Origin of the sequence: Bifidobacterium apousia (genome assembly GCF_007559275.1) — a bacterium.
GTDB lineage: Bacteria > Actinomycetota > Actinomycetes > Actinomycetales > Bifidobacteriaceae > Bombiscardovia > Bombiscardovia apousia.
Genome location: NZ_VMHK01000001.1, coordinates 172,834 through 184,602 on the forward strand (window position 1 = coordinate 172,834; position 11,769 = coordinate 184,602).

Here is an 11,769-nt window from a genome sequence, read left to right on the forward strand (position 1 = left end):
ACCTGGACGTCAAGTTGTCTGAGGATGGGACTCCGTTCAGGTTGTCACGGCTCGTGAGTCGGTGGCTTTGAGGCTTTCTGGTTGGGACGTTGGTGGTAGTGATGTGGAGAGCAGGACGAAGGGGTTTGCGTCAAAGGTTTTACATCATTGGGTTGTTTGGTGTCGTCCTGCCGAGTCATCTCAGTGTACGTGTACATTACAAGCCCCGCCAGAGTGAGCTGTAAGACTATGGAGGGGCACCGGGGTCATCAGCGGGGTGCCGGTTGACCTATCAGTTACCACGGTGGATGCGATGTCGAATACTTCCGTCACCAGGCTCTCAGTCATGACCTCGTCGGGAGCGCCCAAAGCGACCCTCCTGCCATCCTTGATGGCCAGGATCCAATCCGAATATCTGGCGGCCATGTTCAGGTCGTGGAGAACCATGACCACCGTGACGCCCTCCTGCCTGTTCAGGGTGCTCAGCAGGTCAAGCACCTCAAGCTGGTAGGCGATGTCGAGGTAAGTGGTCGGCTCGTCAAGAAGGAGTATGTCGGTCTGCTGGGCGAGGGTCAGGGCAATCCAGGCGCGCTGGCGCTGGCCTCCGGACAGGCGGTCGATTGGACACCCCGCCATATCGGTCAGTCCGGTCAGGGCAAGGGCCCGTTCCACCGCCTTTTCGTCCTTGGTTGTCCACCGCTCGATGAAGTGGTGGTGGGGGTATCGGCCGCGAGCGACCAGGTCGGCGATGGTGATGCCGGCGGGGGCTGACGGGTTCTGTGGCAGCAGCCCCAGAATCGTTGCAACCTTGCGGGTGGGGATGCTGGTGATGGGCTCTCCATCCAGCATGACGGCCCCCGAGGCCGGTTTCAGTATCCTGGCCATGGCCTTGAGGAAGGTTGATTTTCCGCACCCGTTGGGTCCGATGATGGACCCCATCGTGTGTGGGGGTATATCCAGACTCAGGTCCTCGATGACCGTACGCCCGCCATAGGTGAGGCGAAGGTGCGAGGCGGTCAGCTTATGCGCGTTGCTCCAGGAGTCGTGTGCCAGGGGTGACGTCATGATGTTCAGAGCTCCTGTCTGCGGGTCATGAGGACCATGATCAGGATGAGGACGGGGCCGCCCACAATGCTGGTGATGATGCCGACCGGCACCTGGGTTGTGGGCAGATGCTGGGCGACGATGTCCGACCCCAGAACCAGGCAACCCCCCACCAGGCCCGACTGGATAAGGGCCGATGTTCCCCGACCAACCAGGACTGCGGCGATGGGGCCGGAGAGGAACGAAACAAAGGAGATGGGACCGGTGGTCGCCGTTGCGACGGCCAGGAGCAGCACACCCACGATGATCACCTCGAACTGGACACGGCTTACCCTGACTCCCAGTCCGGCGGCCATCTCCGGTCCCAACTGCAGTGTGCTGACATTCCTGTCGAGTGCCAACAGGAGCATGGCGCCGACCAGGGTTGTTGTTGCCAGTATGGGCAGATCGGTCCACTGGGCATCGGCCAGGCTGCCCGTCAACCATCGGGTAGCTGTCTGGATGTCCCATTGGCTGCTGCGAATCATCAGCCAGGAACCCAGAGCATTGAGCCCTGCGGCCACTCCGATTCCGATCAGTATCAGCCGGGTCGGGTCGAACGAACCGCGCCAGGCCAGGGCCATGACCAGGAGGGCTGTCATGAGACCACCCACGACCGCCAGGCAGGCCAGGGGCATGCCCGACAGGTCCAATATGACAATGCCGAAGATGGCGGCCGTGTTGGCTCCGGCCGTGATGCCGATGATATCCGGGCTGGCCATCATGTTGCGCAGGAGGTGTTGGAAACCAGTCCCAGCCATACCGAACGCGATGCCGGCGGCGCAGCCGATCAGTGCCCTGGGCATGCGGAGTTGGAGAATCACGAACCTGGTCCCTTCGTCTCCCTGCCCCAGGAGTGCTCCAATCAGGTCGTTCATGGAGTATGTGCGATGTCCCAGAGCCAGGTCGGACAGCGCGAGAGCAACCAGGAGTATCACAAGCAGGATAGTGACTGCCAGTGAACGAACGGTATGGGCCCGTCGTATCCGTTGCAGGTCGGTCATCGCATCGGGTCTATGCGAATCATGAAGGAGGCAAGCATCCATGCTTATACCTCCGCGGTTCTTCTGCGCCCGGCCAGAATCACGAATACGGGAGCCCCAATCAGTGCCGTGACGATGCCGACCTCCACATCGGATGGACGGGTGATTATCCTGCCCACCACGTCGGCGCCAACCACCAGGAGGGGTCCGATGAGGATGCTCAGAGCCATGATTCGCCTGTAGTCGGGTCCTATAAGCAGTCGTGCCACATGGGGGACCACCAGTCCGACGAAGCCAATCGGACCCGCCAGTGCCGTACAGGAGGCGCAGAGGAGTATCGCCGCAAGCCAGGCCAGGCTGCGGACACGTCCGACGCGCATACCCAGTCCTTGGGCCATCTGATCACCCAGGGTCAAGGCGTTGATTCCGGGCGTCAGGCAGAAGGCGAGTATCAGTCCAAGAGCGAGAATAGGCAGGACCGGCATCATGAGGTCGAACCGGGCGCCCGAGATTCCGCCCACCTGCCAGAAGCGATATGAGCTGATGACATTGACGCGCGGCAGAAGGATGGCGGAGGTAAGGGACCCCAGTACCGAACTGATTACGACGCCGGCCAGGGTCAGCCGTAGCGGAGATGGACCCGATGGCCCCAGGGAGCCTATGGCCCAGACGACCAGCGCGGTCGTCGCACTGCCCAGCAGTCCCACCCAGACATACTGGGCCGGGGTCGATAGGGAGAAGAAGGCTATGGAGCAGACAATCGCCAGGGCCGCCCCCGTATTGAACCCCAGAATCGACGGGTCCGCCAGTGGATTGCGTGATATGCCCTGCATCAGGGTCCCGGCCACCCCGAGCCCGGCACCGACCAGGAGGCCGAGGACGGTGCGGGGGATTCTCAGGCGGATGGCCGAGACCGCGATGTCATCCGAGGAGGTGGACAGGGCGTGGAGGATGTCGGAAGGGCTGACGGAACGGGATCCGAAAACCAGGGACAGGGCGCAGACCATGACCAGGCAGACCGCCAGAATCAGCCCGGACAGGACCATGGGTCCGTTTCCATTGCGATGCATGGCTGCCCGCCGACCGCATATATGCGCCACCTCTCCCTCTTTCATCCCCTCACCTGCGGCCTGATTAGACCTTGGCGGCAGCCTCGCCCAGAAGTTGCGCGTAGGTGTCGGTCGTCTTCTGGATGGACAGGGCCGAGGGGTCAAGGGCATTGGCCATCTCGCCGTCACTGTCGATGACCACGACGGATCCGCGCTCAACTGCGGGAATCTTGGAGAGGAGAGGGTCCTTGCGCATCGCTTCAAGCAGGTCCGGGGTGCCGTAGGTAACGATGATGTCGACATCCTTGTACCTGTCGGCATGCTCGGAGGAGATCTCCTTGTAGAAGTTCTTGGTGCTCTTGGAGTCCTCCTTGATGGACTCCGGAGTCTCCATGCCGAGGTCGTTCATGAACTGAGGCCGGGCGTCGGAGGTGGTGTAGACGCTGAACTTAGAGAGCTTGGAGGCATCGAAATACATAACTGCCGCGGTCCTGCCCTTGATGGCCGGTTGGGTCTCTCCGGCCTTTGAGATGCGCTCCTCCAGGTCGGCTATCAGCTGCTTGCCCTTTTCGGGTTCTCCGATGGCTTTGGCTGTGGACGTGATGACCTTGCGCCAGGGGTCGCCCCAGGCAACCTCTTGATAGGCGATTGTCGGCGCAATCTTGCTCAAGGTGTCATACTGCTTCTTGGTCATGCCGGAGAGCAGGCCGATGATTAGATCGGGTTTGGACGCGGCGATGGCCTCGACATCGATGCCGTCCGATTCGTCATGCAGCTTGGGCATATCCGCCTTGGCCACATGCATCTCATCCAGGGCATCCTTGGTCCAGGGCAGATACCCTCCATCCACGGTCTTGCCGAAGGAGTTCTTCTGGATGCTGACCGGCACGACCCCCAAGGCGATGAGGTTGTCGGGAGTGGCCCATCCGACGGTGGCGATGCGCTTGGGCTTGGAAGGGATCGAGGTGGTGCCGTAAACATGATCGATCTTGACGGGGAAGGAGCCCTGCCCTCCCGAAGCTTCTGAATGGCTGGACTGGCCTGCCTGTGGGTCCGATCCGCAGGCGCCCAGGAAGAACAGGGCGCTTGCCAGCACCAGGATGGCTGCGATAGCGCGCTTGAATCGGGTGAGGGAAAGGAGTGGTCGAATGTGCATGTGGTTCCTTTGATCGTGCTGTCGAATTGGCATGGTGCACCAGAGCCAGGTACCAGATGTAGCATCGGCCCGACGGGAAGAAAAGAGTTGATTTCCTTGGTTGCGTGTGTTAAATGGCACGCTGTAAAAACGAGGAGAAAGCGAGGGTTGGGTCCGATCAACATCTCATGACCTTCGGCGGAACCATCCAACAAAGCCCTTGCTCTACGGATCCTGTCGGATATTAAGGTTCGACAGACGCAGAATTGTGACTGTTCCAGGCCTCTCAGACCTCCACCTTTCACGATGCCTTCCTTGGATTGCGGGAGGGCTCTGCCCGCTCCTTTATCTTTCTTTATTTTCGGTCTTTAGTCTGGCTCCTGTTGCACGGAAACGAATAGGAGCTGACCATGCGTTACATATTGCGGACCGAGGGTCTGACCAAGGTCTTCGGCCGCGGACAACGGGCCGTCGACCAGGTGTCTCTGCATGTCCCCGAGGGCGGAGTCTACGGGCTCCTGGGTCCAAATGGGGCTGGCAAATCCACTACTTTGAAGATGGTCACAGGCATGCTGCACCCCACTGGCGGATCCATGATTCTGGATGGGCACCCCTGGTCGCGCCGGGACCTCTACGACATCGGCGCCCTGATCGAGCAGCCGCCCGTCTACCCCAACCTGACGGCCCGCCAGAACCTCAAGGTGCGCACAACCCTGTTTGGCCTGCCTGATGAGCGGATCGACCAGGCGCTCTCCATTGCCGGACTGAGCGACACAGGCTCCAAGAAAGCTGGGCAGTTCTCACTAGGCATGAAGCAGCGCCTGGGGATAGCCAACGCCATTCTGACCAAACCTCGTCTGCTGATCCTGGACGAGCCCACCAACGGGCTGGATCCGCTGGGCATCGAGGAGCTGAGGGGAATGATCCGCAGCTTCCCGCAGCAGGGGATGAGCGTGATCGTCTCAAGCCATATCCTCTCCGAGGTGTCGATCCTGGCGGATCATATCGGCATCATCGCGGACGGTCGCCTGGCCTACGAGAATGAGCTGCACGCCGGGGAGGACCTGGAGGGGCTGTTCATGGACGTGCTCAGGAGGTCACGATGAGCAACATGAATGCCAACCAATTCGTCCAGCAGGATACGGCTGAAAGAGTCAGAACCAGGGGCAACGGCATCCCCTTTGGCAGGATCCTGGCAGCGGAGATCATGAAGGGCCGGTCGGCCGCGCCCAGGCGGATGGCCTTGGCTTTCCCTCTGGTGCTCATTGTCATCGTGGCTTGCTTCGCGTTCGGGCTGCATGTCTGGATGCCCTCCTGGGTCAACTACTGGTATGTCCTGCTCCTCCCAGCCATGACTGCTCTGATAAGCGTTGCCGTGGCCAACATCGACGGGAAGCAGCGGTGGAGGACCACTCTGGCTCTGCCTGCCGCGCCTGTTCTGGTCTGGTGGGCCAAGATCGTCTACTGCCTGCTTCTGATCGGCATCGCCACCCTGCTGGCTCTGGGTCTTTCGGCGCTCATGGTCGCCGTCTCCGGGGTCGGGGGACCGTCTGTAGTCGACTTCGTAGTCAGCGCCCTGATGCTGGTCTTGGCCTGTTCCTGGATGATACCGGCGGGATTGGCGCTGACCGCCCGGTTCGGCGTTCTGATTGGGTTCGGCCTGCCTTACATGGCGGACCTGCTGGTCTCGATCACCTTCTGGGGAAACCAACGGCTATGGCCCTTCCTGCCGCCCGCCGCCATGATCAACCTGCCGGTGCCCTTCATGAAGGTCATGCCTGATGGCGTGCCCTTGGAGACCGAAGACAACAGCCCGATCAAGGCTGCCTTGTCTGTCTTCGGTGGGCAGAGCCTGACGGCCTTGGTGGCCTGTCTGGTCTGGTTCCTGCTCCTGTCCGTCCTGACGGGAATCTGGTTCTCGCGGAAGGAGACCAACTGACATGACTAGGATGACAGTCGGCCGGGTTGTGGCCTCGGAAATCGTACGGTTGCACGGATCGGTGCTTATCGCTATCCATGTCATCTGTGGCCTGGCGGCCGGGCTCGCCTGCGGCGCTTACTTCGCCGCAGCCCCCTATGATCCTGGTCTGGAGACTGATGCCTTCTTTCAGGTCTTGGGTGCCTTCATGCCCCTGATGGTCGCCATTGTCGTTGCCATGAACATCGAAACCGAGCGGGAGGCCGGCGACATGGCCAACCTTCTGGGGGTTCCCAGCCGCCGACTGGGTCTGGCAGCCAAGATCCTGGTGCTTTGGCTTCTGGACCTGCTGGCTCTGGCCCTGGCGGCTCTGGCTTTTTGCCTGCCCATGGCTATGGTCGGCGGACTGGATGCGCCAATCTCGGCCCTAGCGCTCGCCACCCTGGGCATGGCCGGTGGTTCCCTCTGCCTCTACCTTTTCTCCATGGCCCTGGCCCTGCGCTTCGGTAGAAACACGACTATCGCTATTGGGGTCCTCGGCACCGGAATATCCATCAGTTCCCTTGGCGGCCTCTTCAATGGTCTGTACAGCCATACCCTGTCAGGTGTTGGCAGCACCCCCGGAATCACCCGGTGGATACCATTCACTTGGCCTACCAGGTTCGGCTCCCTGGGAATCGAGCAGGCACTGGCCTTGACCATGCCGGGAGGTGAGGGTCTGCGTGCTTCAATCGGCGTGACGGCTCTGGATAATCTGATTCCCTGTCTGGTCTTCACCCTGACCCTGGGCTTGGCCCTCCTGCTCTGGATCGGTAGGTTCGAGGATCGTCGCAAGGTCAGCGATTAGACTGGGTCGCAAGACTTCCGGTCCGCAAGAAATCAGGCTTGCAAGAATTCCGGCCCGCAAGGCGTTCATTCTCAAAAGTGGCTGGGCCGAGTCGGCAAGCGCAGAAAAGGAGCCAATCGTGGCTGACGCGCACGCCGAAGGTTCCCTAGGGGACGATAGGCATAGGGCATCCATCCTGGTGGTGGACGACGATCCCAGGATCACCACCCTGCTGATGGCCGCCCTGTCCAAGGACGGCTATGCCGTGACTGCGGTCAACGATTCCCGGGAGGTCGTGAGGATGGACCTGTTCTCGGTCGACCTGATCCTCTGCGATGTCATGATGCCTCACTTGGACGGCTTCGCTCTGTTGACCTCCATCAGGGAACGGGTGTCCTGCCCGATTATCTTCCTGACGGCCAAGACCGACGAGGACAGCGCGGTCCTGGCCTATGGCCTGGGGGCTGACGATTACATACGCAAGCCTTTCGGCATTGCCGAGCTCCGAGCCAAGGTCAGGGCGAGGCTGTCCCAGGGCAGTCGGCGTGGGCGTCCGCTCCTGCGTTTCGGCTCCTTGGACATGGATCTTCAGGCGCGGCAGATCAGGGTGGACGGGCGCAACGCCAATCTGACGGATGCGGAATACCGCATATGCGCACTGCTGGCCGAACATCCAGGGCGGGCCTACGCGCCCATGCAGATATGGGAGGCCTGCTTGGCCGCTGAGGATGACCCGGCCGCTGAGGATACGGACAGCGATGCCACGGCTGCGGTCAGAGTCCATCTGAGCAATGCCCGGCGCAAGCTCAAGGCCCTGGGGGTGGACCCCATCAGGACCATCTGGTCGGTGGGTTACCAATGGGCGGCCTGACCGACGGCGTGCCCGAAGCGCCGGGGGAGCAGAACCCCGACGGCAAGGGCCGGCCAAGCCGCAAGGGAATGCCCATCGTTCTGCTGATCATCAGATACTTTCTCTACGTGCTGCTGATTCTGGCTCTGCTGTTCGCCGGCATGTATATGGTCTGGATAAACCTGGGGACCAGGGGTGACTTCTTCTGGGCCAACTATGGCGAACAGCATCTGGAGGAGGTGGGGCACTCCATCGGCCGTTCGACTGCTATTGACGAATCCATGATTCCCGCTGCTTACTGGTACCGAACCTATGACCATCAGGTGCATCCCACGGGGGGAGATATGAAGGGCGGCATGGCCAGCGAGGCCGACCAGCTGGCGGCCGACCACTGGGAGCACAGGGCATCCATGCCATCGGAAGAGCGGGAGAAGAAGACGGGACGGCCTCTCGCCACTCGTGCAAGGCCGAATGCGACCTACCTCGTCTATGCCACAGCCGATGGGCGGCCATGCGTCCTGGCCTATCGGATTCAGCCGCAGTGGGTATCGAGGCAGGCTCGGGACCGCTATCCCAATCCCCAGAATCTTCTGCTGGTGTCTTGCGGGGCGGCCCTGCTGATCACCCTTTTGCTGGTCGGGTTGCGGGCGGCCCATGTCATATCGTCCAAGCTCAAGGTTTTCAACCAGGTGGCTGACGACATAGGGCGGCAGGATCTTGACGCATCCCTGCCCCGCAGCAACGTGCTGGAGATCAACCGGGTGCTGGGGTCCTTCGATAGGATGCGCGCCACGTTGAAGGAATCCCTGGAGAAGACCTGGATGGCCCAGGAGTCCCAGCGTCGGCAGGTGGCGGCCCTGGCACACGACCTGAAGACGCCGCTGACCATCATGCGAGGCAATGCAGACCTGCTGGGGGAGACCGGGCTCAGCCGGGAGCAGCAGTCCTACCTGGACTCCATCGAGGATGCCATCCGTGAGATGGCTGACTATGCGCAAGCCATCAGCCAGGGTTCCGTGGGCACGGCTTCAGGGCGATCCGGGGTTATGGCGGTTGCTTTGAAAGATGCGGTCAACAACCAGGCCCAAGGCTACCTGAATGCCCGGAGTCTGCGGCTTGAGCGGGATGACCGTCTAGGTTCCGACACCGGTCAGATTTCCGGTGACGCGGCTGACCTTACCCGAGCGATCATGAACATCATCGCCAACGCGGCCGACTACTCGCCGGACCATGGCTTGGTGACGCTGACCTGGAGGCTGGAGGGTGGTCAGGAGGGCGGGCGAGCCCTAGTGGTGACCGTGCGTGACCGGGGTCCAGGTTTCAGCAGCCGGGCTCTGGCCCATGCCACGGAATGGCTCTATCAGGCTGACAGCAGTCGGCACGGCTCCAGCGGTCACCATGGCATCGGCCTGGCTGCAGCGCGGTCGACTGTGGAAAGTGCAGGAGGCCGCCTAATCCTGGCCAATGCAGCCAGTGGCGATGGCGCAGCAGTCACTGTATCTTTGCCAGTGCAGTGAATTCAGTGGAGCTGATACCGGTCACAGCAAACAAAGATTAGTTAGTCGTGGGCCAATAATTATGAAAACATCAATTATTTAGCAATCGCTTTAGTAATTGATTACTAAAGTTCACCATTCTTTGGCAGATCTGTACGTTACAGATAACAGAAATTATCAATCTGTAGGGATCTACATACAAAAATCAGATGACGCTGACCAGAGCGATCTGTCGCTGGAGGAGGCGATAAGAGCGCAGGGAAAAGAAATGAATCCCGAGGTCAAATCTATTCTATAGCGAAAGCCTGATCGACGGCAAAACGGTGGTTTCGGCTTGCATCAACGGCAGACACATAGGCGAAGAGGCCTGTCTACTGCAAGACAGCAGGCATCAGCGCAGGCAGTCATACCCGATCGGAGATGCCGATGCCCGTATGACGCCTACGCAGCTGTATGAAATTGAAACTATTTGAGATGACCGGAGAAGCCTCAAGATCGTCGTCAGGGCCCGGCATGAAAAATACCGTAATACGGTTCAAAACGCACGACCGGCATGGAATATAGGTGCCGTATTCTCTTCTTCTTTTTCGCATCATCCTATCTGGTATGAGAAGCCCAGAGCGTACGTCATGTATCAGCCCACGCCCACTCGTTTAGGCTATTAACCAGCGGTCTGATGCCCGGTCCGGCTCCTTAAGCCCGTAGGCGATCAACATTGTCGTGATCATATAGTCGTCAAAAAACAGATAGCTGATTGACTGTGCGGAACAGCGAGGGTCATGTCTTGAGAATGAGCAATTCCAAGATTTATTCCTGCGCGCCCTGTATAAGTTTCACGTACTGTACTCCCCGCTAAACTTTACTGCTAGGTATCCCATGATCAGTCTAGCAATGACTGCATATCATGCTGGAAACCAAGCAGCCAATAAATTTCATTAAAGATATCTTTAGAGGGCAAGACGATAGTTTGAATCGTCTGTTCCTTTGTTGAGGTGAGAACCTTGCTGCCGGTGGATCGTATTGTCCGCGCATATTTATATATAGCCAAATAATTCACATTGGTATCAAGTTTATTAACAGCAATACATATAGGAGAGTAGGATTGGCAGACAATATTTTCCAAAGGAAACCATTGATAGTTCTATTGGCCAAAACTATGATTCTATTTTGACGAAGCGATTGATTTTATTCTCTGTGCCGCCATGACTATTGTCTGCTCCGGGGAATTGGCATGAATGACTTGTGCGACGAGCTCCTCGTTTTTAGCGTCTAAATGGTATGTTGTTTCGTCAAGCAGCATGATCGGCCGCCTTATGGACAACAGCCTTGCCAGGGCCAAGCGATAGCGTTCACCGCTACTCAGCAATACACCGCGTTGCCTACTGGGGTATCCAATCCATCGAAGGTGTCTCTCACTTTGGCGTGAGGTTCACCTTATTTAAGGCATTCCAGCAGCCTTCATCGGATACGCCGTTCTTGTTCATCGCCAGATTCGTTCTGGAAGAACCGGAATATATGGGGGCATCTTGTTCTACATAGCCGATCAGAGAACGTACATAAGAGGAGCTGAGAGTTGAAATATCAATGCCATTAAAGAGAACATGGCCATGATTTGGCTTATAGAATACCTTTATAAGGGCCAGCATGGTTGATTTGCCCGCTTCGGATGGTCCGACTATCGCGTAGACGACGCCGCCTTTCATATGCACGCCCGCTTCATTCAGTTGGAGCCCGCCACGATTGTTCCGTGCGTCATCATACGGAATATCAGCATGGTCAAGATCGATGTCAATCTGATCGGAGTTGGTGACCTTCCTTTGGACCCTACTGGATACTGCTCATGCTGATGTCGCATCTTCGGTCGGCATTCTCATTATCGCTTGAATGCTGGAGTTCGCGCCCAACGCTCTGAACAGTCTGCTATATGTCGAAGAAAGTGTCGCCATAGGCGTGGGCATCATTTCTAGGTACATAGAGAAGTTACCAGTTGCTGAACAGTCATCACTCCTTTGGCCACTTGGAAAGCGCCGATTCCCGATACGACCATCAGGCACAACTGCATTAAGGCCATTCCTGATGGCCATATCAGTGACTGCTTCTTTGAAATTAGACGACCGGATGTGCACGCTTGCCTGGCTTCTCGCCGATTTTATTGGTCTCACGCTCCGTGGCGTCGAAAACCCTGATCCTTTTCAAACTCATCAAAGCATCAGTGGCTGCAGACGTCATATCTCCTATGGCCGTTTGAGCCCCTCTGGAGCAGTCTCGTAATTTTCCGGATAAGACTACCAGTAAACCGACAGTAACAAGACAGGTCGAAAGAGAGATAACGAACATGACGGGACTGATTATGACCATTCCCACACACGCGCCTATGAACACCAGTAAAGTGCCAAAAACTTCTGGCAATTATCGGTCAGCAATCGCTTCAGTTCATTTGTATCAGATGA

12 protein-coding genes are annotated in these 11,769 nt (G+C 58.4%); 5 read left to right on the top strand and 7 right to left on the bottom strand.

Annotated features, from left to right (window positions below; all coding sequences use genetic code 11):
• Positions 1 to 180 precede the first annotated feature (180 nt).
• The 4 genes from FPK30_RS00620 to FPK30_RS00635 are packed head-to-tail and all read right to left on the bottom strand — an operon-like array spanning position 181 to position 4,250.
• Entirely contained in the window at positions 181 to 1,044 is an 864-nt protein-coding gene (locus FPK30_RS00620; RefSeq protein WP_144084886.1) for an ABC transporter ATP-binding protein, read from the bottom strand.
• Positions 1,045 to 1,049: 5 nt separating this feature from the next.
• The gene (locus FPK30_RS00625; protein ID WP_186279307.1) at positions 1,050 to 2,066 is read right to left on the bottom strand and encodes a FecCD family ABC transporter permease; all 1,017 of its coding nucleotides are present in this window, start codon (positions 2,064 to 2,066) and stop codon (positions 1,050 to 1,052) included.
• Positions 2,067 to 2,110: 44 nt separating this feature from the next.
• Positions 2,111 to 3,160, bottom strand: coding sequence for a FecCD family ABC transporter permease (locus FPK30_RS00630; protein WP_144084888.1), 1,050 nt, complete (start codon positions 3,158 to 3,160; stop codon positions 2,111 to 2,113).
• Positions 3,161 to 3,179: 19 nt separating this feature from the next.
• Complete coding sequence (locus FPK30_RS00635) at positions 3,180 to 4,250, bottom strand: iron-siderophore ABC transporter substrate-binding protein (protein ID WP_186279308.1); 1,071 nt, start codon at positions 4,248 to 4,250, stop codon at positions 3,180 to 3,182.
• Between the two features lie 389 nt (positions 4,251 to 4,639).
• Between FPK30_RS00635 and FPK30_RS00640 the strand changes: the two genes are divergently transcribed.
• From FPK30_RS00640 to FPK30_RS00660, 5 genes are all read left to right on the top strand, one after another.
• Positions 4,640 to 5,335 (top strand): lantibiotic protection ABC transporter ATP-binding protein, encoded by a 696-nt coding sequence (locus FPK30_RS00640; protein ID WP_144084890.1) that lies wholly within the window; start codon positions 4,640 to 4,642, stop codon positions 5,333 to 5,335.
• Entirely contained in the window at positions 5,332 to 6,168 is an 837-nt protein-coding gene (locus FPK30_RS00645) for a lantibiotic immunity ABC transporter MutE/EpiE family permease subunit (protein WP_121914933.1), read from the top strand. The genes FPK30_RS00640 and FPK30_RS00645 overlap by 4 nt, the downstream gene beginning before the upstream one ends.
• A gap of 1 nt (position 6,169) precedes the next feature.
• The gene (locus tag FPK30_RS00650; RefSeq protein WP_144084891.1) at positions 6,170 to 6,994 is read left to right on the top strand and encodes an ABC transporter permease; all 825 of its coding nucleotides are present in this window, start codon (positions 6,170 to 6,172) and stop codon (positions 6,992 to 6,994) included.
• Positions 6,995 to 7,112: 118 nt separating this feature from the next.
• Positions 7,113 to 7,844: a response regulator transcription factor gene (locus FPK30_RS00655; RefSeq protein ID WP_144084892.1), complete on the top strand. Its 732-nt coding sequence runs from the start codon at positions 7,113 to 7,115 to the stop codon at positions 7,842 to 7,844.
• The gene (locus FPK30_RS00660; protein ID WP_144084893.1) at positions 7,832 to 9,340 is read left to right on the top strand and encodes a HAMP domain-containing sensor histidine kinase; all 1,509 of its coding nucleotides are present in this window, start codon (positions 7,832 to 7,834) and stop codon (positions 9,338 to 9,340) included. Before FPK30_RS00655 ends, FPK30_RS00660 begins: the two co-directional genes overlap by 13 nt.
• A gap of 1,141 nt (positions 9,341 to 10,481) precedes the next feature.
• On the opposite strand, the gene FPK30_RS08320 is transcribed toward FPK30_RS00660, so the two are convergent.
• The 3 genes from FPK30_RS08320 to FPK30_RS08325 form a co-directional block, all read right to left on the bottom strand.
• Positions 10,482 to 10,685, bottom strand: a complete 204-nt coding sequence (locus tag FPK30_RS08320; RefSeq protein ID WP_183122206.1) for a P-loop NTPase family protein — start codon at positions 10,683 to 10,685, stop codon at positions 10,482 to 10,484.
• A gap of 46 nt (positions 10,686 to 10,731) precedes the next feature.
• Positions 10,732 to 11,028: an ATP-binding cassette domain-containing protein gene (locus tag FPK30_RS00670; protein WP_198217313.1), complete on the bottom strand. Its 297-nt coding sequence runs from the start codon at positions 11,026 to 11,028 to the stop codon at positions 10,732 to 10,734.
• Positions 11,029 to 11,425: 397 nt separating this feature from the next.
• Positions 11,426 to 11,728, bottom strand: a complete 303-nt coding sequence (locus tag FPK30_RS08325; protein WP_269748805.1) for an ABC transporter transmembrane domain-containing protein — start codon at positions 11,726 to 11,728, stop codon at positions 11,426 to 11,428.
• Positions 11,729 to 11,769: the final 41 nt, after the last annotated feature.